26 protein-coding genes and 1 tRNA gene are annotated in these 26265 nt (G+C 43.7%); 11 read left to right on the top strand and 16 right to left on the bottom strand.

Annotated features, from left to right (window positions below; genetic code table 11):
* Positions 1 to 13: 13 nt before the first annotated feature.
* Positions 14 to 1330 (bottom strand): cytochrome P460 family protein, encoded by a 1317-nt coding sequence (locus CPIN_RS35385; RefSeq protein ID WP_012794713.1) that lies wholly within the window; start codon positions 1328 to 1330, stop codon positions 14 to 16.
* Between the two features lie 127 nt (positions 1331 to 1457).
* The gene (locus CPIN_RS35380) at positions 1458 to 2411 is read right to left on the bottom strand and encodes a hypothetical protein (RefSeq protein ID WP_012794712.1); all 954 of its coding nucleotides are present in this window, start codon (positions 2409 to 2411) and stop codon (positions 1458 to 1460) included.
* Positions 2412 to 2574: 163 nt separating this feature from the next.
* On the opposite strand from CPIN_RS35380, the gene CPIN_RS35375 reads away from it, so the two are divergent.
* The 5 genes from CPIN_RS35375 to abc-f all read left to right on the top strand — a co-directional run bounded on the left by CPIN_RS35375 (position 2575) and on the right by abc-f (position 6552).
* Positions 2575 to 3114, top strand: a complete 540-nt coding sequence (locus tag CPIN_RS35375) for a TetR/AcrR family transcriptional regulator (RefSeq protein WP_012794711.1) — start codon at positions 2575 to 2577, stop codon at positions 3112 to 3114.
* 10 nt (positions 3115 to 3124) lie between these two features.
* The gene (locus CPIN_RS35370; protein ID WP_012794710.1) at positions 3125 to 3535 is read left to right on the top strand and encodes a nuclear transport factor 2 family protein; all 411 of its coding nucleotides are present in this window, start codon (positions 3125 to 3127) and stop codon (positions 3533 to 3535) included.
* A gap of 195 nt (positions 3536 to 3730) precedes the next feature.
* Positions 3731 to 4147: an OsmC family protein gene (locus CPIN_RS35365; protein WP_012794709.1), complete on the top strand. Its 417-nt coding sequence runs from the start codon at positions 3731 to 3733 to the stop codon at positions 4145 to 4147.
* A gap of 137 nt (positions 4148 to 4284) precedes the next feature.
* Complete coding sequence (locus tag CPIN_RS35360; protein ID WP_148230700.1) at positions 4285 to 4725, top strand: hypothetical protein; 441 nt, start codon at positions 4285 to 4287, stop codon at positions 4723 to 4725.
* 240 nt (positions 4726 to 4965) lie between these two features.
* A complete protein-coding gene (gene abc-f / locus CPIN_RS35355) occupies positions 4966 to 6552 on the top strand; it encodes a ribosomal protection-like ABC-F family protein (RefSeq protein ID WP_012794706.1) in 1587 nt (528 codons plus the stop codon).
* A 19-nt stretch (positions 6553 to 6571) separates the two neighbouring features.
* Here abc-f and CPIN_RS37350 read toward each other — a convergent pair whose 3' ends face one another.
* Entirely contained in the window at positions 6572 to 7762 is a 1191-nt protein-coding gene (locus CPIN_RS37350; RefSeq protein ID WP_052306941.1) for a WG repeat-containing protein, read from the bottom strand.
* A 360-nt stretch (positions 7763 to 8122) separates the two neighbouring features.
* Between CPIN_RS37350 and CPIN_RS35345 the strand changes: the two genes are divergently transcribed.
* The gene (locus tag CPIN_RS35345) at positions 8123 to 9403 is read left to right on the top strand and encodes an alpha/beta fold hydrolase (protein ID WP_083781189.1); all 1281 of its coding nucleotides are present in this window, start codon (positions 8123 to 8125) and stop codon (positions 9401 to 9403) included.
* A gap of 7 nt (positions 9404 to 9410) precedes the next feature.
* Here CPIN_RS35345 and CPIN_RS35340 read toward each other — a convergent pair whose 3' ends face one another.
* The 3 genes from CPIN_RS35340 to CPIN_RS35330 all read right to left on the bottom strand — a co-directional run bounded on the left by CPIN_RS35340 (position 9411) and on the right by CPIN_RS35330 (position 11415).
* On the bottom strand, positions 9411 to 9737 hold the full coding sequence (locus CPIN_RS35340) for a DUF7677 family protein (RefSeq protein ID WP_012794703.1): 327 nt from the start codon (positions 9735 to 9737) through the stop codon (positions 9411 to 9413).
* Positions 9738 to 9846: 109 nt separating this feature from the next.
* The gene (locus CPIN_RS35335) at positions 9847 to 10563 is read right to left on the bottom strand and encodes an outer membrane beta-barrel protein (RefSeq protein ID WP_012794702.1); all 717 of its coding nucleotides are present in this window, start codon (positions 10561 to 10563) and stop codon (positions 9847 to 9849) included.
* A 120-nt stretch (positions 10564 to 10683) separates the two neighbouring features.
* Positions 10684 to 11415: a porin family protein gene (locus tag CPIN_RS35330; protein ID WP_012794701.1), complete on the bottom strand. Its 732-nt coding sequence runs from the start codon at positions 11413 to 11415 to the stop codon at positions 10684 to 10686.
* 585 nt (positions 11416 to 12000) lie between these two features.
* Here CPIN_RS35330 and CPIN_RS35325 point away from each other — a divergent pair.
* The gene (locus CPIN_RS35325; protein WP_012794700.1) at positions 12001 to 12489 is read left to right on the top strand and encodes an RNA polymerase sigma factor; all 489 of its coding nucleotides are present in this window, start codon (positions 12001 to 12003) and stop codon (positions 12487 to 12489) included.
* 5 nt (positions 12490 to 12494) lie between these two features.
* The gene (locus CPIN_RS35320; protein WP_012794699.1) at positions 12495 to 13091 is read left to right on the top strand and encodes a hypothetical protein; all 597 of its coding nucleotides are present in this window, start codon (positions 12495 to 12497) and stop codon (positions 13089 to 13091) included.
* A gap of 63 nt (positions 13092 to 13154) precedes the next feature.
* Here CPIN_RS35320 and CPIN_RS35315 read toward each other — a convergent pair whose 3' ends face one another.
* From CPIN_RS35315 to CPIN_RS35270, 9 genes are all read right to left on the bottom strand, one after another.
* Positions 13155 to 13679 (bottom strand): GNAT family N-acetyltransferase, encoded by a 525-nt coding sequence (locus CPIN_RS35315; RefSeq protein WP_012794698.1) that lies wholly within the window; start codon positions 13677 to 13679, stop codon positions 13155 to 13157.
* Positions 13680 to 13982: 303 nt separating this feature from the next.
* Positions 13983 to 14056, bottom strand: a tRNA-Ala gene (locus CPIN_RS35310).
* Positions 14057 to 14466: 410 nt separating this feature from the next.
* On the bottom strand, positions 14467 to 15318 hold the full coding sequence (locus tag CPIN_RS35300; protein WP_012794695.1) for a helix-turn-helix domain-containing protein: 852 nt from the start codon (positions 15316 to 15318) through the stop codon (positions 14467 to 14469).
* A gap of 155 nt (positions 15319 to 15473) precedes the next feature.
* Positions 15474 to 16811: an amidohydrolase family protein gene (locus tag CPIN_RS35295; protein ID WP_012794694.1), complete on the bottom strand. Its 1338-nt coding sequence runs from the start codon at positions 16809 to 16811 to the stop codon at positions 15474 to 15476.
* A gap of 145 nt (positions 16812 to 16956) precedes the next feature.
* Positions 16957 to 17586, bottom strand: a complete 630-nt coding sequence (locus CPIN_RS35290; RefSeq protein WP_148230699.1) for a hypothetical protein — start codon at positions 17584 to 17586, stop codon at positions 16957 to 16959.
* 74 nt (positions 17587 to 17660) lie between these two features.
* A complete protein-coding gene (locus tag CPIN_RS37345) occupies positions 17661 to 18770 on the bottom strand; it encodes a TlpA disulfide reductase family protein (protein ID WP_012794692.1) in 1110 nt (369 codons plus the stop codon).
* A 63-nt stretch (positions 18771 to 18833) separates the two neighbouring features.
* Entirely contained in the window at positions 18834 to 20045 is a 1212-nt protein-coding gene (locus CPIN_RS37340; protein WP_012794691.1) for a M57 family metalloprotease, read from the bottom strand.
* A gap of 220 nt (positions 20046 to 20265) precedes the next feature.
* Complete coding sequence (locus CPIN_RS35275) at positions 20266 to 21132, bottom strand: DMT family transporter (protein WP_012794690.1); 867 nt, start codon at positions 21130 to 21132, stop codon at positions 20266 to 20268.
* Between the two features lie 63 nt (positions 21133 to 21195).
* Positions 21196 to 22215 carry a threonine aldolase family protein gene (locus tag CPIN_RS35270; protein WP_012794689.1) on the bottom strand — a complete coding sequence of 340 codons (1020 nt, stop codon included), beginning with the start codon at positions 22213 to 22215 and terminating at the stop codon, positions 21196 to 21198.
* A gap of 182 nt (positions 22216 to 22397) precedes the next feature.
* Between CPIN_RS35270 and lpdA the strand changes: the two genes are divergently transcribed.
* Positions 22398 to 23801, top strand: a complete 1404-nt coding sequence (gene lpdA / locus CPIN_RS35265) for a dihydrolipoyl dehydrogenase (RefSeq protein WP_012794688.1) — start codon at positions 22398 to 22400, stop codon at positions 23799 to 23801.
* A gap of 47 nt (positions 23802 to 23848) precedes the next feature.
* Here lpdA and CPIN_RS35260 read toward each other — a convergent pair whose 3' ends face one another.
* Positions 23849 to 24427: a redoxin domain-containing protein gene (locus CPIN_RS35260; protein ID WP_012794687.1), complete on the bottom strand. Its 579-nt coding sequence runs from the start codon at positions 24425 to 24427 to the stop codon at positions 23849 to 23851.
* A gap of 162 nt (positions 24428 to 24589) precedes the next feature.
* Between CPIN_RS35260 and CPIN_RS35255 the strand changes: the two genes are divergently transcribed.
* Both CPIN_RS35255 and trxB read left to right on the top strand, forming a co-directional pair.
* Positions 24590 to 25063, top strand: a complete 474-nt coding sequence (locus CPIN_RS35255) for an OsmC family peroxiredoxin (protein WP_044220460.1) — start codon at positions 24590 to 24592, stop codon at positions 25061 to 25063.
* Positions 25053 to 26036 carry a thioredoxin-disulfide reductase gene (gene trxB, locus CPIN_RS35250; RefSeq protein WP_012794685.1) on the top strand — a complete coding sequence of 328 codons (984 nt, stop codon included), beginning with the start codon at positions 25053 to 25055 and terminating at the stop codon, positions 26034 to 26036. Before CPIN_RS35255 ends, trxB begins: the two co-directional genes overlap by 11 nt.
* Positions 26037 to 26265: the final 229 nt, after the last annotated feature.

Genomic DNA, 26265 nt, shown 5'->3' with positions numbered 1-26265 from the left:
ACTGTCTGCTTGTTTAGTTAAAGATCACAGCGGCTTTCAGTTGCGTAATATAGCTGATTCTGTCCGGACGGAGTGTTGCAGCTGCTTTCTTCCAACCGGGCGCCAGGTATTGCTCATATGCTGCATTGGCATCTACTTTCACGACTTCCACTGACTGCAGGTGTTGAGGTACTTTCGCGCCAAACCAATGTGCGTCGTCCTGCTGTGCCCAGGTGGCCAGTGTCAGTACTGCGCCGGCAGGATAAGGACCAGGTGCGCCGCTTCTGGCATGTTGTACGGCGATCTCATTGCCATACAGGACGCTATGCGTATGCTGGTTTTTATCGATAGTAGATGTGATCAGTTGGCCTTGTGGTAGTCCGGTGATTTTTTCTGGTCTGTCGTCCTCAGTTAATGGCTCAGTGAAAACGTAGTCGTTATTTTTCATCGGCTGATGACAGTTCACACATTCCTGGGAGAAGGTGAGCGTTTTACCGTAAGGTTTCAGGTCATTGCCCTTCCATCTTGCCCAACCCCAACCGGCGGAGCTGGCAAATTTCTGGTCGTCCCGTATCATGAATTCCACCTGTTTCAGTTCTCCGGAGGTAGCTATTCTGTTGCTGTCTGTCAGTTGTTCCCAGGCTACTTTGGCGAAGATGGTACCATTGGGCCACGGATTCGTTTTGTGCGCATGGATGGCTTTCATGGCGATATCATTACCCAGGATGACCCGCATGGTACCGTTATCATATCTGTCAGATATATTCACGATCTGCCAGTTGCGGTAGCCCTGGATGTAGGCGATGCCGTTCAGTACCGGACTAACCTGCTGTACGGTAGGCAAGGCGCCTGCTGTCCACTGGGCAAACTGTTTTTCAGCTACGGCGCGTCGGCTGGTATCAGATATCTTCACCGGCGCCAGGCTATTTACATAAGTTTTGAGCGTATTGAGTGCCGCAGGCGTCAATTTTGCTTCCGGATGGAAGGTGGCATAGGAAGCCAGCGGCATTTCGCCGAACATCGCCTGATTAACGGAAAGAAACAGGTTCCCTTTCTGATCGCCCGGAGCGAGACTGTTCCAGTTAGAGAAGTTCAGGACTTTACGGCCATCGGTGATATGCTGTGCAACCAGCCAGGAGGCAGGGGCGATCTGGTCAAACCATTTTAGCTGTGTTTGATTGGAATGGCAGTCATAACAGGAGGCACGCAGGATCTGCGCCACATCATCCGGTACTTTGATCTCACCGGTTACGGGCGGATTGGAGATGCCCGGTCTGATAAACTGGATGGCTATCATTACGACTGCAAGGAAGAGTCCGATTACTGTCCATTTCTTTCTGGATACACGCATATTCCGTCAATTTGTTTGTTCGGAGCAAAGATGCCTGTACTAAAGACCAACAACAAGCGGAATTTGTTGTATGCGGCGAATAAATAGCTGAAAGTGGCAAATCGGGGGTTGGAGGATAGCCTCTTTATTAGTAATAGGCAATCTTTCGGATGATAACGCCTGTAATCGCGTCTCCTGCGCCGTGTACTGTTGCTTTGGTCCAGTTACCTGAGGCATCGTATTCATAGCTGGTCCAGGTGGCATTGGAGATGGCTCCATTGGCCGGATTGACAGTTGCCTGTCTGATAAGCGAACCTGCTGAATCGTAGGCTATCTGTTGTATATTGTCTGCTTTACCTTGCTGTTTTATGGATAAAAGAACGGGTAGGCCCTGTTGATTGAAATCGGTTTTCTTCTGGTACAACAGCTCTCCATTTACGGCATATCGTGTTTGTTCAATCATATGTCCGATGCTGTCAAACTTCCACGTGATCTTTCCGGCGGGTACTTTATTCATTAAGCCATCCTGTTCTACCAGGATACTATCATTATCATACGTGTTCAGGTATTCGACGATATTGTCGCCTGATGACTGACTAACCAAACCTCCATACAGGTCAAATATGCTGAGCACCTGTTTTGGCGTGCTACTGTCTTTATTGCGTTGTCCTTCTTCAATCAGATTCCCCTGTGCATCATATTCGTTGTATGTTCTGAAGCTGAACTTACCATCGCTACCATAATACAGTATATCTGTCAGTTTGCCGGCAGCATTGTATTTGTGCAATGCTTTTGTCGAGAATATTCCTTTATCATATACGATGCGTTCTGCCAGTTTGCCGGTACTGTCAAACGAGAGATATTCTTTTGTTTCATAACCAGGCGCGGAAGTATCCGCAGCAGCGGTGCTGTAGGTGAACTGCGCAATGCTTTTCACCTGACCTTGTAATCTGTAGGTTCTCCAGTTCCGGCGGTAAGCATTGTCTATTTCATTCCTGATAAAGGCCCGCTTTTTTGGATTCGGGGTGAATTCGGGCGCGGGGGACTGACAAGCCAAAAAGCCTGTAGCACAGGTAAGCAATAGGAGGAAGTGTTTAAACATAGTCTGGTGTTTATGCATTCAGATGTTCGCCTGATTGATGCACAAGATAATAAAAATCTATAGCCGCCTGAAAAGAAGGAATCTGTACAAATCAATATATCCATCAAAAATAAATATATACAGACTTGTCTGTTTTTAAAATAAATCCCTTTACCTTTGTATCATGAGCAAAGAAACATTACAACCCAGGGAACGGATACTGGATACTGCTTATCGCCTGTTTTTAGGACAGGGCTATAACTCTACCGGTATCAACCAGATCATTGAAGAAGCTGATGTGGCGAAGGCCAGTTTTTATCAGCATTTCAAATCAAAAGAGGATCTGTGTGTGGGAGTATTGGAGAAACGGCATCAATATATAGAAGAGCAGGCGCAGGCATTGAGTGCCCAGAAGAGGAGCGCTAAAATGAAAGTGCTGGCATCTTTTGATCTGATTGCATTGCTGAATGAGAAAGAGAGCTTCAGGGGATGTGCGTTTCTTAATATACTGTCAGAGATTCCTGCTGATAATGTGAAGGTGAGAGACGTCATTCATGACCATAAAAGCAATATCCGTCAGAACTTCAGGAATCTGCTGGATAACGCGGAACTGGCGGATCATGTCTATCTTTTGTATGAGGGCGCTTTTGTGGAAAGCCAGTTGTACAGGGACCAGTGGCCGGTGAACCGTGCAAAGAAAATAGTCAACTCATTAATCAATTAAACAATATACTATGGAAAAGAGATATCCATTGCCGCCGTTTACATTGGAGACGGCGAAGGAGAAAGTACAGCTTGCTGAAGACGCCTGGAACTCACAGGATCCGGAAAGGGTTTCACTGGCCTATAGTGTGGATACAGAATGGAGGAACAGGTCAACTTTTCTGAATGGACGTGAGGCGGCTAAAGCATTTCTTGCGGATAAATGGAAGAAAGAGCTGGATTATAAACTGAAGAAAGAACTGTGGGCATTCACAGATAACAGGATCGCTGTACGTTTTGAGTATGAGTATCATGATAAGAATGGACAGTGGTTCAGGGCATATGGTAATGAGAACTGGGAGTTTGACGAAAATGGACTGATGCAGCGCAGGTTTGCCAGTATCAATGATCTGCCGATTGAGGAGTCAGAAAGGAGACTATAATATACGATGTGGCACATGATTCTATGGTTGGATTGTGTGCCACTCCCTGGTGTTTTGCCCGGAAAAAGGGGAGGGGGGTAAAAAGTACAATAAGAGTCGCCAAATGTGCATTGCTCACCCTGTATGACCGCCGTACTTTTGTATCATCAGTTCAATGATAAACAAACAAGCAAAACACTTAAAACATTTAATAGTATGAAACGTACAGCATCTGCCATCTGGAATGGCACCATCAAAGAAGGAAGTGGTAACATATCTACCCAGAGCACTGTTTTAAACAAAACACAGTATTCTTTCAACAGCCGTTTCGCAGAAGGCGTAGGTACTAATCCGGAAGAATTGATGGCAGCAGCACACGCAGGTTGCTTTAACATGAAGCTTACCCTGGATCTGGAAGCTGCAGGTTTTAAAGCAGATACCCTGGAAACAACAGCGGCGGTTACACTGGATAACGGGACGATTACACGCTCTGATCTGGCGCTGAAAGCAAAGATACCAGGTATCTCGAATGAGCAGTTTCAGGAGATCGCTGCCGGCGCTAAAGCTGGTTGTCCTGTGAGTCGTGCTTACGCAGCTATTGAAATTTCCCTCCAGGCAGAACTGGTAGGGTAATCTAAGGGTTCAACAATCAATATATATTCCTTTTTCTGACTCCTCACTGGTCGACCAGTGAGGAATTTTTTATTACTATTTATTTGAATATCTTAGCGTTACTTTCAAATATTTTTATGGGGGATAATCCGGGAGAAATGTCAAGTATATTTGACGAAAGTTTTAATGCCGGTCTGCCGGTACGCAGACGTGATCTGTTACACACTGTATTAAGGGTATTCATTTGGATCGGTATGGTCCTCAGCGGATTGATCACACTGCTAGTGTTTCTGAATCTGTTTAATATCCCGGAAGTAATAAGCCGTGCACCAGGTTACGGTACCGGCTACGTTGTGGGTATGATGCTGGCGTGTACGATACCAGGCGCTATTTTATTCCTGATGACTTTTCCAGTGTGGATGGAAGCGAAATGGGCAATCAACCTGAATATCGTTTTCGCTGTTATGTGGGGATTCCTGCTATTGACAATGGTATTAGTTATAGGATTTGCCTCTATTTTGGTCATGCTGCCCGGTGCGATATACCTCGTACCTTACTGGATATTCCTGTTTAGTATCAGGAAGAAGTGGAATCAGTAAACTATTCTGTATAAACACCTGTTACCTATGAATGGCTATTGCACCAGTATATACTGACTTATATGACCGCATTACTCCTTCAGCTGAAATAATTTGTAATTCCGATTTTTTTGTATTTTTGCACCCATCATCAAACCCGATAGTACACTAATGTGAGATTTAATTTCTTTCAGAACAGATAAATAGGCATACCGGCTCTGCCCGGTATTTGTCATTATTCATTCTTTAGAGAAGGAAATTATGCTCATTCTTCAAGGTGTAACTTATACTCATCCCAACAGAGATATACTTTTTTCTGATATCCATCTGACTGTTAATAAACAGGATAAAATCGCTTTGATCGGCAATAACGGCGCCGGTAAGTCTACTCTTTTAAAAATCTTAGCCGGGGAATTACTCCCTTCTGCCGGGATCATCAAAAAAGAGGTAATACCCTATTACATTCCTCAGTTATTCGGCCAGTATAATGATTATACTGTGGCGCAGGCGCTTCGCGTAGAAATGAAGATCAGCGCATTGCGCGAGATACTGGCAGGTAATGTAACGGAAGCGCATATGACTTCACTGGATGATGACTGGACGATTGAAGAACGTTGTCAGGAGGCTTTTGCACACTGGCAGCTGGAAGACGTCGATCTGATGCAATCAATGCGGACATTAAGCGGCGGACAGAAAACAAAAGTCTTTCTCGCAGGCATTGCCATACATCAGCCTGCACTGGTATTGCTGGATGAACCCAGTAATCACCTGGATGTGCAGGCGAGAAGTATTTTATACGATTACATCTCTTCTACGACAGATACACTTGTTGTGGTGAGCCACGACAGGACACTGCTCAATTTTCTGGAGACTGTTTTTGAATTGACCAAACGAGGTATTACTGTTTATGGTGGTAATTATGAGTTTTATACAGAACAGAAGATGATTGCCAGTGAAGCACTGAACCAGGATGTGAAGAGCAAGGAAAAGGAATTGCGGAAAGCAAGAGAAACGGAACGGGAGTCTATGGAGCGTCAGCAAAAGCTGGATGCACGTGGTAAAAAGAAACAGGAGAAGGCAGGGCTACCAACAATCTCCATGAATACTTTCCGGAATAATGCAGAGAAGAGTAGTGCACGTATGAAAGGTGTTCATACAGAAAAGGTGGGTAACATTTCTGACGAGCTAAATCAGTTGCGTAAGGAGTTGCCCGATATGGACAAAATGAAAATGGATTTCGACAATTCATCTCTGCACAAAGGAAAGATCCTGGTAACGGCAAAGGAGGTGAACTTCAGTTACGGGGAACGTTTACTCTGGTCCATGCCGCTTAGTTTTCAGATCACCAGTGGCGAACGGATTGTGATCCGTGGACATAACGGATCCGGTAAGACGACCCTGATCAGGATGTTGCTGGGAGAGCTGACACCACAAACGGGCACTATTGACAGGGCTACGGTAAAGACCATTTATATTGACCAGGATTATTCCCTGATAGATAATAGTCTGACTGTCTATGAACAGGCATCACGGTACAACAAAACCGGTTTGCAGGAGCATGAAATAAAGACAAGACTGAACCGCTTCCTGTTTACGAAGGAGTATTGGGATAAGCCTTGTCAGGCTTTAAGTGGCGGAGAGAAAATGCGCTTAATGCTTTGCTCACTGACCATTGGTAACCAGGCGCCTGATATAATCGTGCTGGATGAACCGACTAATAACCTGGATATTCAGAATATTGAGATACTAACTGCGGCGGTCAATGAATATCAGGGTACGCTGATCGTTATCAGTCATGATGAATACTTTCTGGGTGAGATTGATATAGGGCGGGAGATATTATTGTAAAGCAATTACAGGGAAGTTATCATGGAAGGAGATAGTCAGTGGAATGAAAGTTCCGTTCAGATCGCCATAGCTGTCCCGGATTGATGCTGCCATTGAATTCATTGCTATAAATCGTGTGCGGTTCACCATAGCTGACGTAGGCAAACTGCAATCTTAGTTTTGTTTTAACCGGACCGCTGTAAGCGGGAGATACCATGTGGAGATAATGACCGGATCGTAAAGTCATGTTATCTAAGCCATTGGCGCAATCGCTGCTTATCTCTTCAATGTCCCGCCATTCACCAGTATTTGTTTTCGCCTGCATTCTCATAAGGAGTGCTGACCCATATTTCTCAAATGTAATGGCTTGTCCTGAACGATTAGCAAGAATGGTACAGTAGCCGTTGCCATTGAAAAATCCATGCTCAGTTTCGCGGATATCGGGTATCACTGTCAGACTGAATTCGCCTGGTGGTAATGGTTGTTTACAATGATAGACCGGCTTGGGATCTTCTTTTATGAGATAGTATCCGGTGGCTTTATAATCGATGTCATAGTCATGTGGAAAGTCTACTGATTTAGCGAACTGCCATAACACATATTTTCTTTCATCCATATAGAAAACGTCACCATGTTGTACGTTTAGCGTGATACCATTGCCCATATCCACAAGATAATTACCATCAATCCGCTGACCTTTGGTAGTTTCCGTGACAGGAAGTTTTTCGTAATATTCTTTTAAGGCATTGGCGTTATGGATACCTGTCGGAGGGGTAATACGTTTGCCGGCAGTGTCCAGTAGTACCATTTTGTTTCCATCCTGATCACCGGCGATGGTCAGATTATTTCTAAAGGGATAAATGCTGTGGTAGATCGTATCTATGACTAGTACTCCTTTTTTATTGATTACACCGGGTTTGTGGGAGGCGGTGGTGATTAAAGCGAGTCCCTTTGTAAAAGGACCTGCCTGCAGGAAGGGATGTTCAAAAAGTTTGTTTCCTTTCCTGTCGATAAAGATGGGGAGTCCATCTTTATATACCAATCCGGTATTGTCAGAGAACTCCGTTGCGAAATCGTATCTGGGAGGAATAACAAATTGCCCGGTCTTGTCAATGTATCCATAGTATCCACCTGCACGGGCGGCTGCGAGTCCTTCTGAGAAGTCGCCAGCAGCAACGAAAGCAGGAGGTATGACTGGATTACCCTCTCTGTCGATGTAACCTGTGCGCATTTTTTCCCTTATTCTGAAAAGCGGATAAGGATCGGGACGAGATGGCGCATCTGCGACAATTGCATGAAGAAGTGCCGGCTCAAATAGAAGTGTATATTTTCTGACATACTCCGGCTTAGTATTTTTACAGCCTGTGATGAGTAAGATAAGGGCTAATAGTTGTGGATGCCATTGAATATGCATAAACTGATACATTGCGGGTGATAGCGGAAATCAGTGCCTGAAACGTCTATACTAATATACTTTAATTTTGAAGAGACCGGATTGGGAAGATGCTATATATTTTGTTAATAAATGCAGCTATACCAGTTTGGGAATACCGCTTTTTATTTTAATTTTTACCCCTGTAAATGCTAACCCATGATGAAAATAATCCCTGCTTTTATTGTTTGTTGTATTGCGCTGGTCACTTCACTGATGGCAAATGCCCAGGATGGGCAACCCCCTGTTTTTTTCCAGAGCATAGATGTTAGTACCTATAAAGGCGCCTCCTTTACCATTGAATGCTGGATGTATGCGGAGCGTACAGAAAATAATTCGGGTACTGCATTGATGGCACTTGGTTACAATCAGCAGACGCAGGTTAGTACCGCTATCGGAAAACTGAGTATGGAGGACTTTAAGGCAGGGGAATGGAACCGGCTGACGGTATCCGGTAAAATAGACAAGCGTACACAATCGCTTTTTATTGGTGCTCTGTATTCGGGGAAGGCCCGGTTTTTTTTCGATGACATGAAATTGTTCATCAACAAAAAGGAAGTACCGGTAAAAAATGCCGGTTTTGAAGATACTGATCTGAGTGCATGGAAGTTTATTAATCAACCATCATCAGTAAAGGTGTCAGTGACGGCTCAGCTGGTACATGGTGATAAACAGGCTTTATCTATCGATGCCAGCGAAATTGTTTCCCTTGATTATGGTAACAATGAACGGACAGGAAAATATGCCACGATCAATGGTAACAGGATATACTATGAGGAGTATGGAGAAGGACAGCCGCTGTTATTGCTACATGGCGCATTGGAGTCTATCCGTCATTACGAAAAACAGATACCTGCATTAGCTCAATCATTCAGGGTAATTGCTGTTGATACACGTGGACATGGAAAGTCTACTGCCGATACAACCCGGTTGACATATGAGTTATATGCAGATGATATGTACAAGCTCCTGAATGAGTTGAAACTGGATAGCGTAGATGTATTGGGTTGGAGTGATGGCGGTATTACAGGACTGATACTCGCCATGTGTCATCCGGAGAAAGTGAAAAAACTTGCTGCAATGGGCGCTAATCTGTATCCGGATACCACTGCTTTATATGGCTGGCTGGTAGATACTATTCAACATCAGATCAAGGTAATTGAGGCAGAACATACACCTTCCAATGCCTTTGCATTACGGGTCAATCGTTGTATGCTGGAAGAACCTCATATTGATCCTTCCACATTAAGAACAATTCAATGTCCGGTGCTGGTAATGGCAGGAGAGCATGATGTCATTAAGGAAGCACATACCCGGCTCATTGCAGCAAGTATTCCTGGTGCTGAATTAGTGATCATAAAAAATGCTTCTCACTATGCACCCATTGAAGTGCCCGATGAATTTAATAAACAGGTGGAAACATTTTTGAAAAAGCCCTGATACTGTTTTATATCTGATCCTTCAACGAAGGAGGTGCATGTAAGGTAGTCTCCCATTCTTCAAATGCCGGATAGGCTTTGTAGCCGGGTATGCAATATTCTTTCAGATATTCAGCTGCACGACGTTCTGCGTATTTTGCATTCAGTACATTACCATTTTCATCCAGTTTAATTACGTTGACGTAGATGGCAAAGGTCATTTCAATGGCGCTGGGTTCATTGCCATATAAGGGAAGATAGTCTACGCCTTCCAGCGCATAGTGTGTACCGCTGGCCATGAAATAGGCAAAGGTGCGTAGTGCCCCGCTAAAGGATGTACTCAGTTGTCTGGTCATTGTTGCGTTATTTTAGGCGACAAGTATAGGTATAGGGATAAACGAAAAATAATAACAGGTATAGGGATACCAGCGATATTGCAGCAGGTAATATCGCTGGAAAAAAACATTAAGCTTTTCGGTTAATCAGATAGCTGACAGTCGCTGCAAAATATCTATCTTTTGATTTAGTGGAGACTTCCCTGGTATATGTCGGCGTTTTGTCTTTTAAACCAAGGCTATAATTCAGCTTGAAGGCGAGACCATTTTTTAGTTCATATCCGGTAACGAAATTCAGGCCCAGGTCGATCGGCCTGCTATAACCATTGTATTGGGCTTCATCTTCCTGAGATACGTCACTTTTGAACTTTAAGCCATACTTATACACCATTTCATGTCCATCACGAAAATAATATGTCACTCTCGATCGCCCTCCAAGTCCGCGGGCAATATATCCACCACCACCACCAATCAGTTTCCCTTTTCCTAATGGGTATTTGTACACCAGGTTCACAGGTAATTCCAGGGATGTGTTACGGAACCTGGTGTCCACTCTTCTTACACTAGGATCGATGTCCGTGTTTATGTATTTGGATTTTCCTTTTATAGTGACCTGCAGTTGCGGTTGCAGATATAGCCGACTTGTTAGCTGTATGTCCGCTATTATGCCAGCTTGCCATTCAGGGTAAAAGTTTTTTTTCATCGATTCTGAGGGCGCTGTACTGCCATCTTTGTAAGATACGTGTGTTGATGAATGTAAGAATCCTGCGGTAATGCCATATCGCGTTTGCGCATGAGCAGCAGAAATACCCATAGCCAATAAGGCTAACAATGTGATTTTTTTCATGATGAAGAACAATTGGATTAATAAAAAATGATAGGATGAACTGTGTCAGGCAATAATGATCCTGCCACAGTGTTGTTGTGGTAAAAGCAAGGCTTCCGTTTATAATAAGTATATAGTTGCTTAAGCTTTTGAAGTGTGTTTTTTCAGCATGTATGTTACTGATAGTCCGGCGTAAGTGTTCATCCGTCTATTATATATGATGGTAGACGGACCTATTACAATCGGTGGCGGCGCCATGTTTTTAAGTCCGGGGCTGTAAGTGAAGTTTAGTCCGAGACCATTCTTGAATTCATACCCAGCCAGAAAATTAAGTTCCAGATCTATTGGTCTGTAATAAGTGGTTTTACCGAAATCAGCTTCCGCCAGATGTGGCTCCTTTTCGAATTTTACATCGATTTTGCGTTCATAATCTGCTCCTGTAGCACGTTCTGTTCCAGTTATTTTATCTTTCCCCCCAAGTCCGTATGCAATATAGCCACCTGCGCCTGTGATGAATTTGCCGCTTCCCAGTGGAAATTTAAGTACCAGATTCACAGGCAGTTCCAGGTATGTTAAATGCGTTTTTTCATGAACATCGAATATAAAAGCAGCAGGTTGGTCTGCATTGCCAATGTAAGTATGATTGCCTTTCCTGCTGATCAGTAATTGTGGTTGCAGGTAGAATTTTCCTATCAATTTCACATCTGCCATGATACCAGCCCGCCAGGACGGATTGATCTTGTAATTTAAGCCATCATCATCCGGAAAACGCATTTTAGCATTCCCCAAACCGGCAGTAATCCCGAATGATGTTTGGGCATGGGAGTATAGGAAGCCAAGGTTAAACAAAGCCAGTAGTAGAATTTTGCGCATTGGCGGTGTGGATTTATAGCAGCAATTTATGAAGAAAATAAAGTCAACAAATACACGATAAGTTATTTAGGTTTTATTTAACGATAGCTGCTTAGGGTGTAAGCTGACATCTTGAACAAAGCAAAAATGGTACGCTGAACAAAACCGCCCAGTACTGGACGAAGGTAATATTATACATCAATTTGACGAACCTGCTACTTTAACCGGCGTGCGTATTTATTCCCTGGACCAGTTAACCGCACAGTGTTTATAGCAGCTCTGCGAGCATATGCTGCAAATTAATTTCCCTGCTGATTGAAGCTGTTTTAGTAATTTACTTTGCGCGGCGTATCGGTTATAATGTATGTAGTTAAACCCATCTGATTAGTGTTATCGGCTAAAAAGGAATCTTCAATAGAAAGTTTTTTTACAAATCCTGTAAGGTTTGGACAGGCAGGTATACTAATGAATAAAATGATTCAAAATGAAAAAATGTCTGACAACTATTGTACTGTCCCCGCTCTTGCTATCCGCAAAGCAACAGTCCGGGAGAATACGCTGCGGAATAGCTGATGTCCCGTTTGTTATCAAAATGGTGTATAAGTAATGACTAAAGCAGCATTTCTTGAACATACGATGCCGCATCAGGGGATTATCTATAAGGTAGTGAATATCTATGCTGATAATAAAGAAGATAAAGAAGATTTGTTGCAGGAGATCTGGTTACAGCTATGGTTATCTTTTCCCCGCTTCAGTTTTAAGAGTAAGACGTCTACCTGGATGTACCGGGTGGCATTAAATACCGCATTGACCTATTTAAGAAAATCTGCTGTACGCAATAAACATGTCTTTAGTACGGATATTGTACCATCTGCGCAGGGAGAAGATCATGTGCCGCGTGAACAGGAACAGCTGTTATGGGAAATGATCCGCTCTTTGCCTAAAGCAGAAAAAGCCTTGATTCTTTTATACATCGAAGGGATCAGTTATCGTGAAATTGCAGATATCACGGGTGATTCCGAAAACAATGTAGGTGTTAAGCTGAGCCGTATCAGGCAGAAACTGAAAGATGCAATCATGCGTAAAAAAACGTAATAATTATGGAACCAATGGATGATTTCGAATCCCTGCTCAAGGGAGTAGCCGGAAAAGGTAATGTAGATCCGCTGAGTGAACAGTCCGTGAGCAGGATCATCGATGAACGTTTATCAGAGAGCAAAAAGCTGCTGACATCAGAATTTATCAGGGAAGTGTTGTTAGTACTGGGGGCTTTATTTTTCAATGTGCTCTTTTTAGCATTCAATATTTTTCAAAAGGATAGTCATAAACCTGATGTAACAATGGCGCTCAATATGATCTACCTGGGAGGGATAGTATACCTGCTGACCTGCCTGTTCATGTTTGTAAGATTGATACGGTTATCACTTTTACAGAAGGATACAGATATCAGGTACTATGTCACGGCATTATATCAGCAAACACAAAAGACCTTACGACTTTATCTGTGGATATCTGCCATCACCAGCTTTGTCGCATTAGGTGGCGCCCTGATGTATACAGGAATGAACACATATTGGATAGTAGTGCTGGCTGTATTGTTGGGTGTGGGTGGTTATTATCTTAACCGGTGGTATATCAGAAAGCGTTTTGGAAAACGCGTAGATAATATGAAAGTGCTGATGATGGAATTCTGCTAAGTTGTTTTTTCTGCTTGTTTAATAAATGCAAAGACCCGGGTTACCGGGTCTTTGTTGATATTATCAGACGCGTTGTTTGTTATAGATTAACAGGTCTGCTTCCTGTCCGGCAGGCAGGAAGCCAACACGTTCCAGGAGTGTTCTGCTGGGAAGATTGTCTGTTGTTGTCTTTGCAATAATGGTGCTTACTTCCACATGGCTAAAAGCCCAGTTAGTAATGCCGGTTAGTGCTTCTTTTGCATAGCCTTTGCTATGAAAGTTCTTATCCAGCATAAATCCGGTTTCCGTTTGTCCATTTTCATCAGGATAGCCAATAAAGCCAATACCGCCGATCGCCAGCCGTTCTTCTTTTAGCACAATTTCCCAGTTGGTATACCATAGGTACCTGTCAGGATGGGCTGCGGTCATGGGTATCCAGAAATGGGTCAGTGCATCTTCCAGTTCAGTCATGTAAAGCGGATCGATGCGCATATCAGATTTATTGAGGCCGAGTTTCGCCTCCATAGCGGCGCGATCCTGTTGACAAAGCGTAAGCAAATCGTGGGTCAGGGGAATCAGCTGTAGCCGTTCCGTTTCTAAGAAAAACATGTCTGTGTTTATTTTGATTTATATACATAATGATAACAGCATCGCAGGTACTGCGATGTAAAGACGGGTCATAAGTCGCCCGTTAGTATACAAATCCAGGCAATGTGGGATGCCTGTATGGGAAGAAGAATTGCAGAGGCAATGATTTATTGCTGCTAAGGTAGTTGATTTTTCAGATACCGGTATTTTACCAGTTTACTTCAATATAGTCCTTGAAAAGTTTGCCAGCCAGCTTTTCACCCTGTATGCCCCTGTAAATGGGATCATAGATCCTGGCTGCGGCGTCATCCAGCATCAGCGGCGGTCAGGGGACAAGGAATCGAAACTGTAACCCGCTGCCTGCAGAGCAGATGCTCTTCCACTTGAGCTACCCCCAATCTCGGCGAAGGTGTGACGCATTAGTTTATTTTTTCACATAAAGTTTTGAGGGTACTGTTTGTTAGTCATTGGGGTAGCAGCTCAAGGGAAGCAATGCGGCCCTTTTGCTTTTTTAACATTCCTGTTATGGAAAAAGGCTTTCCGGGGGCAGACGGGAACTGTCACCGTTGCAGGCCATTATGACATCAATGATAATGGTAAATATGATAAAACGGACAAAAACCAGATCCTGATTTATGACATGAAAACCTTTCAGCTGGTGGCCTGGATATAAATGAAGGTCTTGCATTATTTATAAATCCCCTTTAGATATTTGTTATCCTTCGTTCATCTTTCGTTCGTGCAACGAAGGATGAATGAAGGATGATACTTATCAAATAAAACATAGAACGGATATCTGCCTATAGCTTTATTTCAGTTCTTTAAAGGCTGATGGCGTCATGCCTGTATGGGACTTGAAGAATTTGGAGAAGTTGGCATGATCGTAAAAGCCCAGGTCAAAGATAATCTCTTTTACTGTCATGGAAGACGTTTTCAGCAGTCGTTTTGCTTCCAGCAGCACCCTGTCCTGTATAAGGGAGGAAGCAGCGACATTCAGCTGTTTTCTGCACACCATATTGAGATAATTGGGGGAGATGTTGATCTCATGTGCATAGAAGGCAACAGAGCGTTGTTCTTTAAAGTATCTGTCGATAAGACTAATGAAGCGCGACAGAATAGCATTGGAATTGTAGATGTCGAAATCACTGAAACGTTTTTCAGCTGTTTTGCTGATCAGTAATCCAATAACACCGCAGCGGGCTTTGATCAGCGCTTCAAAGGGCTCGTTTTTATCAAGTTCTTTCTGTACACAGCGGAATTCGTAAAGAAGGGACTCATACGCGCCCTTTTTTAGCGTCATCACAGGATGACGTTGGTATAATGCCGATGAAAAGCGCAGGTTAGGCAGGACGGATTCAAATGCTTCCCGTTCTATCATCAGCTGATAGCCTACCGTCTCCTTTTTTATTTTCCATTGATGTACCTGGCCGGGAAAGACCATGTGCAGCTGTAAATCCGTAATAGGATGTTCGACAAAATCGATGGTATGTGTGCCGCGTCCGGCTTCGAAGAGGATGGCGATGAAGAAGTCATGTTTATGGGCTTCATCAATAGATCGTTCTCCATGCAGTTCATGAAACAGTACTTTGCAGTCTTCGGATTTACCCTGACTGAACTCCTGAATGCTCAATACCGGAAAATGATCTTTCTGATAATTCATCTGGCTGGTATGTATCGTTTGCGACAGCGACCAGGCTAAATTAGTAAAAATAACCCAGCCCTGTCAACGATAACTGCCACACTATCAGGACTCCAGGATCTTTACGATCTTTCTGTGCCCTGCCTTTTGTGTTTGTAAAGGAGATGCTCCTACCATCAGAAGACAATCTTGCCCTGATGGATCAATGACCTGACAGGAGATATCCTGGATACTGCTTCTGCCGAGCAACTGGCATCAATCAGTACCACATCGGCAGCATCGCCTTTCTTTGGCCACTGTTGCTGCCCTTTGTCATCGAGTGGCAGGATGTTGTAGGTAGCCAGTCTGAGACTACGTGACAGGAGGAATTCTGTGGAATTGCCATATAGCTGAGCCATCAGATTGGCTTTCTGTAGCACGCTACCCAGGCCCCAGGTATTCCAGTGATCAATAATACTGTCATTCCCCGTACCGACCGTTACACCGTATTTGTACAACGTAGGAATCGGCATGATCAATCCGCCGAAAGGGATCGTAGACATAATCCCGATTTCTGCCTGCGCCAGTTTATCTGCAATTTCTTCCTGTTTCTGTTTTTCCAGTTTACCCAATACGAAGCAATGACTCAGGAAGGTTTTTCCTTTCAGAACGGGATTTTCATTGACCCTGTCTATCAGGTATTCGACCGTTTTCAATCCGGAATCTCCTGATTCATGCAGGTGGATGTCAATCCCTTTGTTATTATCCAGTGCCAGTTTAACAATGAAGTCCATCGGTTTGGCAATCTCACCGTCCAGCGAATAAGGGTCTACTCCTCCGATAAAATCAATATCCATCTTAGCCGCTTCTTTCATCAGGGAAGTAGAATCTGCATAATACAGTCCGTGTTGTGGAAAAGCGACCAGTTCTGCACCAAAGGAGTCTTTTTTATTTTCCAGCGCTTTCTGTAGGTTTTTAAGAGAGTCCAGTTTGGAGGTAGGTTCGATATTGACGTGGCTCCGGGCAAAGCTGGAGCCACAGGACTGCAATAATGCGATTAATTTTTCTGCATGATCGGTGGAGGTTTTCAGCATTTCCGGAAGGATCTGCTGCTCCAGTGCGATCATTCCTTTTACACCGCCCTGTTTTCTTCTGGCAGCTTTCCATGGACCACCATAGAAGGTTTTATCCAGGTGGATGTGCATGTCTTTGAAAGCAGGCAGCATCAGGAGACCTTTGGCATCTGTTGCATTGGCCTTTGGGGCATTAGGCAGAATAGCGGTGATTTTTCCATTGGCTATTTCAACGCAGAATAGTCCGGTTTTGGTAGCGATCACTTCATCGCCTTCATATTCAAATCCTGTTTCCAGGCGTACATTCTTCAGTTTCAGATTCTTACTACCAGCGATCGTGTTTGTTTCGTGTGGGTTTGCAGCTTTTACATCCGACAGCAGGGAAGGTGTGATACCCAGTCCTAATGTGGCGAGTGCAGAATTTCTGATAAAATCTTTCCTGGAAATATGAGTAGAACGCATGGTTGTGAATCTTTGGATCAAAGATAAATTGCCATACGTTTTGATACGGGTAGGTTTTATAACATTACCTGTACGATTTATAAATCGGAAGAAAACAGTACCATGTCATAAAGCTACCCCGATTTCCGCTTATGACCTTATCCCGTCAGGAATTAATATCCAGTACCAGGGAAATCTGTCCTTTATCATCTCTGTATACTTCAATAGTGCTTAAAGACAGGTCAGACAGATCATGCCCCCAAACGCCATATTTTCCATCGGTCGTATTTCTGTTAATAAGCTCTTTTCTTTCATTCAGGGGAACTGTTTTGGTAGTGGCTGATTGCTCTTCTTCTTCATATATCATATGATATTTGTCGCCGATGTATTTTATGAGTTCTTTCCTTGTGAAACCTTTACCTGAAGCGGATAATTCAAATATGGCAGGATTATTCAGTGGATAGTCAATGATCAGTCTGGCCCTTGTGAAGGGCAGGACGATCTCATCCGGATTAATCAGTCTTTTAATTTCGGTGTCTGTTTCCGCGATACTCACCCATGGAAGGGTACTATCAGGGGACTTGTCTGCCGGGGTAGCCTTTACGCTGTTGTCAATAGAGAGAATCAGTGTACCAAGCGTATCAGCTTGTGCTGCCTGTGCCTGAGCGAGTGCCATGATGGAGTCAAGTTGTTCTTTTGGAATGGAGGATAACGGATCCTGAGATGTGTGTTGCCGGTTGTGCAGGCAGCCACAGATCAGCATGATCCCAATCGGGATAAATAATTTATAGTGCATGCTACGGCTGATAGGTTGATTTAATCGTTTAATATACAATTAAAAATAGAATTTCCGTGTCGGGTGGCCGGAAATTACAGGGAAGTATCAATCAGGTGGATATACTGTTCGGTATTGCTGGCATTCGCCCCGGTATATTTTTTTATTATTTCTCCTTTATTGTTAAAGAAAATGATGGTAGGAATACTATTATCAAACTGGAATATCTCCTGTTGATATTCTTTCAGTGCTTGTTGCAACCAAAGCTGCGTCCATGGCATAGGATGTTTCTCCAATGCATTTTTCCATTTGTCTTCTTCTGCGTCCAGGCTGACAGACAGCATACGAAACTTGCTATTGGCTTGATACTTTGTATATATTTTCTGCAATTCAGGAATTTCTGCGATGCAGGGCGCGCACCAGCTGGCCCAGAGAATGACCATATTAACGGAGGCTGTTGCGTCTATAACCGGTTGTAATGTTTTATCGATGGCCTGGAGTCTGGTGTTATTAGCTGTCTTAGTATTGCTTTGTTTAATAGCGATAGCATTACTGATTGTCTTTGCTTCCAAGCATTGGCGGATATTTTCATCAAAAGAGGCCAGTAGTTCCTTGAGTTGATTGCCTGAATAATTATTCCGGTACTTATTTATTTCATGTATTAAATAATAGGAGGACGGGTATTTACGGACAAGCGTTTTCAATATATCCCAAGCGCTATCATTCACCGGTTGATTGAAATCGTAATCGATGTTATTCATCACAGTATTCTGTGCGCCTGTTATAAATTCAGACAGATGTACCAGACGGATGTTGTCAGGCAGGCGCATGTCTTTAGGTGTGAAGTCTTCTATTGCACCATTGATCTGTAGGCCATCTTCGGCGATGAAGTATTGAAGGAACAACTCATTGCCTTTATACTTTTTGTTCGTTTTAAAATGGAACAGCCTTTTAACCTTTGTATCGTCCAGGTGTTCTAACGTGACATAGTAGTATTGGTCGTTATTGGTGATTGGCAGATCGAATGAGAATTGTCCCTTATCCGAATGGGTGGAATCTATCTGTTGTTGTTTATCATTCAAAATATACAACATGCCATCAGGCAGGTCTTTTAAATGCCCGTTTATTTTTACCGTGTTGGCGGTATTGTTTGTCTGTTTACAAGAGAAGAAAAGTACAATGATAAAAAACAGGTATAGTCGCATATTGAGGTGTTATCAACAAGCCTGGCATGTCCTGGATGCCAGGCTTGTTGTAAAAAGAGTATATTAATAAGCATACCAGGCTATGCCTTCGAGTACATATCCTGCACGGAGAGTGCCTTCGTCCAGGTTTTTAGTATAAAAATGGTCGCCGAATGAACTGTTAAAGTATCTGTACACCGGTACCGCATTATTGATAGGAGATCCGTATACATAAAAAGCAGTGCCTTCCAATGTGCTGGCGGTAGGAATTTCAGTCGGACTGATTGTCCAGAAGTGATCCCATGTCGGACGTAACCAGCGGTAAACAGGAACGGTATTAGCCGGCTGATTAGGGAATGCATAGAAGCCTACACCTTCAAAGATATAATCGCCGTTGGTACCATTACCCAATTCCTCCAGACTGGTCGTATAGAAATAATCCTGAGAGGTAGCTCTGGAGTAGTAGCGGAATACCGGAACGGTGCCCGCTACCGGTACCTGTGTTGGATAGAGGAACTGCACTGTCAGTATATCGTAGCTGGACAGTGTAGTAGCGCCGATGCCGCATTGGCCTGCATTCATCAGGGAATTCGCATCTCCGCCTGTCGGCGTACCCAGGATATGATAAGCGTCGAAATAAGCGCCGTTATCACTCAATACACCTGACTGTGGTTCACCAGACTGCCAGTTGGTATGTCTGAAGCCGATACAATGTCCCAGTTCGTGTGCAATGGTACGGGTTCTTTGTGCGAATGAGTTACCGGCGATCTGGTTGATGTTAATCCTTACCAGTGCACCCGGAAGACCATTCATCGGGAAATAAGCCGCACCACAAACACCTGCTCCCAGGTTGTTGTTGATAATGCGGATATGTGCAGATGCTGCAGTTGTTGTGATAGTAAACTTCACCCTGCAGTTAGCGACACTGTTCCATATGCCGATAGCACTGTTGATTTCGCTCAGATAACTGTTCATAGAAGGATCAACATACACCAGGATATTGGGTTGTATGTTGTAGCCTACATAGTTGGCCGTGCCGTATTGTTCGGTCTTTGGCTTGTCCAGTATGGACTGATCAGGTTTGCTTGTTTTGCTGAATAAGATATCTTCATCAACGAGATATTCTTCTCCAATGTCTTTGATCTGGCTGTCTTTATAGCCAAGTTCTTTGATGTAACGCAGGACGGGATCACTTTCTGTAGGCTTAGTCTCGACGTTGTTTTTGCTACAGGAAAATAAAATACCTGATAATACCGACAGAATAAGGGCATAACGGTAGACAATAGTTGTTTTCATTTGAGGGGATTATTTAATTGGTTAACTATGAACATTGGGTAAACTGGAATGGCGCTCGCTCGAAACGTAATAGGTATAATCGCTGGATGTACATATAATGATGGGTTAGGGTTAAGCCAGGGATTCTGTTGTGTCGTTCCGAAAAGCACGTAGTGAATATAGCTGTATTTTTTCGCATATCAATAGATGTTGGGAAAAAGTACAGCTATTTCTTTCGTGATTAAGACGCGTAAATCTGCGATAAGGTAATACAGATCACTGCGATGATAGCAAGGATAATACCTGCGTAATTATAGCGGTTGAGCTTTTCTTTAAAAATGATAATACCCGTCAGACTACCAACGACGATCACTCCCAGGTTCATCGCTGCGAAAACAGTAGAAGGATTGTTATGCAGTAATTTATGCGCCTTCATATAAAACAGGATGTTCCCGAAATTGAAGATCCCGAGGATGACTCCGCAGAGAATATTCTTTACACGTACCTGCTCTTTTTTTACAATAATCCGTACCGCTGAGATGACAACAGCAACGATGAATGATAATATAAAAATAAGGGACAGGGAGGTGGTGTAAGGCACTTCTTTTGCCAAAGCTACCTGCTTGAATAAGATATCGATGATACCAAAGCCAAGGAATACGAATAGCGGGGCTAATGACTGATTACGTTCACTGGCTTGCTGCTGTGGTTTGCGAAGCACAAAGAAGATAGCTACAAAACCCAGTATCAGACCAATTATTTTATAGTTGTTAAAGGTCTCTTTAAACAGCAACCAGGCGGCAACAATTGATATGAACAAAGACAGGCGTTGTGCAATATCGGTTTTAACGATACCAGCCTGCTTAACAGAAGCGCCTAAGATCAGAAATACGGATGGCAGCAATAGTGCTAAGCTGATGAATGCCCACCAGGGAGAGCTGGCAGTGACTTGTGCCAGGTCAGGCTGATAGAGCAGAAAACTGAAGCCGGCAGCAACAATATAATTGGTGGTGATGGCCTGGAGGATATTGATCTCGTAGCGTTTAGCCAGTTTCAGCAACACGGATACCGTTACGCTGCAAATGACGCTTAGTAGTATGTATAACATTTATGGTCGGGACATTTTTAGGCAGGTAAAGGTAATAAATTACTATCTGAAAGAGATTGATTTTTAATGTATAGCTGCTATGAAAGCGTCTACCATACTTTCGGCTGTCGTCCAGGAGGTGATCAACCTCAGTGCCGTATGCTGGTCGTTTATTTTCTTCCAGGGATAGAACTGGAATTGTCTGCCTAAATCTTCAATCAGCGTATTCGGGAAGATCGGGAATATCTGGTTGGTAGGAGATGCGATCAGGAGTTTATATCCTTTGCTACGCACATGATCAGATATCCTGGCAGCGGCAGCATTGGCATGTCTGGCAAGGTTTAAATAAAGATCGTTCCGAAAGAGTTCGTAGAACTGGATGCCTAACAGACGTCCTTTTGCCAGCAAAGCACCGTTCTGTTTCAGGATATAGGGGAAATCAACATCCAGCTGTGGATTATTGATAACAATGGCTTCTCCCAGTAATCCGCCGTTTTTGGTAGCGCCTATATAAAAGGCGTCTGTCAGCCTGGCCACGTCGGCGAGCGTGAGGTCACCTGTTGGTGCTGCCAGTGCACTGCCTAAGCGTGCGCCGTCCATGAATAAGTATAACTGGTTCTTCCGGCAGCATTCGGATAATGCCGTCAGGTCCTGTTTGGTATAAATCGTGCCTATTTCAGTAGAGTTGGAGATATACACCAGTTTCGGTTTTACCATGTGAGGCGCGAGCGAATGCTGTTGTAATATGTCTTCTACTGCTTCCGGTGTCAGTTTGCCGTCAGGACTGTCAATCGTGATCACTTTATGTCCGCTTGCTTCAATAGCGCCCGCTTCATGTACGAAGATGTGCCCTGTTCTGGCACTGATGACCGCTTCATGTGGCCGGAGAAAGGCCGTCATCACTAAACGATTGGCCTGTGTACCGCCGGTGACGAAATAGATGCCGGTGTTTTCCTTTGCTAGCTGCTGTCGGATCAGCTGTTTTGCCTTTACACTATATGCATCTTCGCCATATCCCGGATGTTGTTCAAGATTACTTTCTATGAGTCTTTGCAGGATATTGGGATGTGCTCCCTCGGCATAGTCGTTTTTAAAGCTGTACATCGGTTCTTCTTTTTTGCAAAGATGTGGAAGCTTTCTGATATATGAATATACCAATTGGTATATTTTAACTACCTTTACAGTGGTAAGTTCGATGAACAAGCCTTTTTTTATCACTATAAATATACCGATAGGTATTTTTCTGATCAGCTACGATTAATAATAACAATCATATTAATAACACTATGGAACAGTTTGATATAGTAGTGATAGGTTCAGGACCGGGCGGATATGTGGCAGCGATACGTGCTGCGCAGCTAGGGTATAAAACAGCGATTATTGAGAAATACAGTACGCTGGGAGGTACCTGTACCAATGTCGGATGTATCCCTACGAAAGCATTGCTGGACAGCACCCATCATTATCATGATGCCTTGCATAAGTTTGCTGTACAGGGGATTAATCTTCAGGGTATTCAGCTGGATTTTAAGCAGTTGTACAAAAGGAAAAGTGAGGTCGTAACGAAGAATACACAGGGGCTGAATTACCTGATGAAGAAGAATAAGATAAGTGTGATTCAGGGACTGGCTTCTTTCAAGGATAACTCGACATTACAGGTAAGGGGTCAGGATGGGGTAAGCCGTACCATTCAGGCAGGTAAGTACATCATCGCTACGGGATCTAAACCGGCGACTATACCAGGAGTGGTATTGGATAAGAAGAGGATTATTACCTCAACAGAGGCATTAGCATTGGAAGAACGGCCTAAAACAATGGTGATTATCGGTGGTGGTGTGATAGGCGTAGAAATGGCTTCTATATTCAGCAGAATTGGTACAAAGGTGACCATCCTGGAATATGCAGACCGCCTGATTCCGACTATGGATAGTGAATCGGGTATTACACTGCAGAAATTGCTGACAAAAGAAGGAATTGAGATCCTGCTGCAACAGTCTGTATTTAAAACAGAAAATACGGTCGATGCTGCGAAGGTCTGGTATAAAGACGTAGCGGGTCAGGAACAATCACTGACGGCGGATTATGTCCTGGTAGCAGTAGGAAGAAAAGCTTATACGGATAACTTAGGTCTTGAAAATACACAGGTGCAGCTGAACCCAAGGGGAATGATCGTTGTGAATGAGGTATTACAGACGGCAGTTCCCAATATCTATGCTATCGGGGATGTGATCGGCGGCGCCATGTTAGCACATAAAGCAGAGGAAGAAGCCACTTTTGTAGTTGAGCGTATCCATGGTGGAAACCCGCATATTCATTACGACCGTATTCCATCCGTCGTTTATTCCTGGCCGGAAGTTGCTTCAGTAGGCGCCTCTGAAGAGGAACTGAAAAAGAAACAGGTAGCGTATAACGTCGGTAAGTTCCCCTTCTCTGCTAATGCAAGAGCCAGGGCGGGAATGGATACAGAAGGTTTTGTGAAAGTGCTGGCAGATCCGAAATATGGTGAAATACTGGGTGTGCATATTGTGGGTGCAAGGGCTGCTGATCTGATTGCGCAGGCTGTTACCGCCATGGAGTTTGAGATAACAGTCAATGAAATGGGAAAAATATCATACGCGCATCCGACATATGCGGAAGTATTGAAAGAAGCGTATATCCTTGCTTCGGGACAAGCTTCTGTGAATATTTAGCAAGTAAAAACCGATAGTAAAGAACTGTGAAACGATAAGGCAGTGTATTAATCGCAACAAGTGGATGAACCGATGACTTTATAATCAGGATCATTAATGAATGCCAGTATTTCTTTCGTTGGCAGATGGTCTCCCAGGAACTGGTTGTAATACACCTGTTTCAGGAGGCCGTCTTCGCCAATGAGAAAGTCCCCTCCCATCAGATTGTTATGTCCCTCTGCCTTGAAACGATGTTTCATCAGTTTTAACCCTTCTGCGGCTTTTGCCGGACCTCCATTGTACATAGAGAATAATAGCTTGAGCGTGTTCAGCTCTATATCATACTTTTCGTAGAGATCAAACTCCGGGTTAGCTATTAACCTGGCGTAATAATTTTCATCTTCACTATAACGCAGCAGGTTGTCTTTGCTGCTCTCATACACTGCCAGTACGGCCAGCTTCTTTTTACAGAACTCCTTTTCATACGTTCTCAGTTCCTGAAAGCGCAAGTGATTAACCGGGCAGGCAACATGCCGGTAGAATGTCAGTAGTACCTTTTGTTCCCGCAGCTGGCTGAGCTGCACCGTATTCCCCCAAATGTCCCGGGTAATGAAATCTGGCGCGGGCTGGTTGATTTTTAAATTCATAGCAGGCAATAATAATAGTACAAAAGTCCTCCTTTTACAGCTGCTTATTTTTCACTAAAGTTAAAAACAGCCGAGTAGTAAAACTTTTCTGTCTGATTTAACTAAAGTGAAAAAACAAGAATGTGTTTCAGTGCAACTTTGCATCAACAAAATATTACGACAATGAGAAGATCATCAAAAGCTCACTGGAATGGTGACCTGAGCACAGGTCATGGTGAATTAACTACAGATAGCCTTGTATTAAACAAAACCCGTTACTCTTTCAATACCCGCTTTGCCGATGGTATCGGTACTAATCCTGAAGAGTTACTGGCGGCTGCACATGCCGGTTGTTTTACAATGGCATTGACCTATGCTTTATCACAGGCAGGGCTGAAAGTAGCAGATCTTGATACGACTGCTGTTGTTACCATCGCTCCGTCAAAAGGCAGCATCAGTGATATTGAACTGACGTTAGATGCTTCGCCGATTGAGGGCTTATCTGAAGAAGCATTTCTGGAATATGCCATCGGCGCTAAACAGAACTGTCTGTTGTCTAAAGCATTAACCGGTGTTGTGATCAGCCTGAATGTTAATTATAAGGGTTTACACCAACACATTGACGGAAACGCTAAACCCGTTGACCATGTTAGCTGAAACTGAACATATAAAGTGTCTGATCATCGGATCCGGTCCTGCAGGATATACCGCCGCTATTTACGCTGCACGTGCTGGTCTGCAGCCGGTAATGTATACCGGCATTGAACCAGGCGGACAACTGACAAAGACTACAGAAGTAGAAAACTTTCCGGGTTATCCCACTGGTATTACCGGTCCTGTTATGATGGAAGATTTTCGTATGCAGGCACTTCGCTTTGGTACAGATATCCGTTATGATTATGTCAGTGGTGTAGATTTCAGTACTTATCCATATGAGGTAACGGTAGACGAGCGAAAGAAGATCATGGCCGACAGCATCATTATTTCCACTGGTGCTTCTGCGAAGTGGTTAGGGCTGGAATCAGAAGCGAAATACAATGGTTCCGGTGTTTCTGCCTGTGCGGTATGTGACGGTTATTTTTTCCGTGGAAAAGATGTGGCGCTTGTTGGCGCAGGAGATACTGCTGCAGAGGAAGCTGTTTATCTGTCTAAGCTGGCCAATAAGGTATATATGCTGGTTCGCCGTGATGAGTTCCGTGCTTCTAAACTGATGGTACAGCGTGTACTTAATACTCCCAATATCGAGGTGTTGTACAATACCGAGACCCTTGAGGTGCTGGGAGATGGCCGGAGTGTGACAGGTATAAAAGTATACAACAATCAACTGAAGCAGGAATCGGCTATTCCGGTAACCGGATTTTTTGTCGCCATTGGTCATACACCCAACACCGCGATATTCAGTGGCGCAATAGACATGGATGAAGCGGGTTATATCAAAACTAATCCAAGATCAACAGCGACCAATATTCCTGGTGTGTTTTGCTGTGGCGATGCGCAGGATCCTGTGTATCGTCAGGCGATCACTGCCGCCGGAACGGGTTGTATGGCAGCTTTAGATGCAGAACGTTTTCTGAATGAGCGTGAAGCGGCGCTTTCATTTGTAATAGGAGATCTTCAGCAGGCAAGTTAAGTGGTTCATACAATAGCTATACTAAAGCGGAGTTTAGACGGACGACTAAGCTCCGCAATTTTTTCTTTCACACACTGTTTGTTTGCTCCTGTTATTATTTACTGTCTGTTAAAGCGACAGGAATACAACTTCTTAACTGTCTGCGAGGTTTTAGAGAGCTAATCAATCAGTTAAAAAAGGCCGTATCATTAGTAGGATACGGCCTTTCGGTTTTATGGATATATAGCTG

Origin of the sequence: Chitinophaga pinensis DSM 2588 (genome assembly GCF_000024005.1) — a bacterium.
Lineage (GTDB): Bacteria > Bacteroidota > Bacteroidia > Chitinophagales > Chitinophagaceae > Chitinophaga > Chitinophaga pinensis.
Note: the sequence above shows the minus strand (reverse complement) of the source record. Positions and strands in the feature narration are given on the sequence as shown.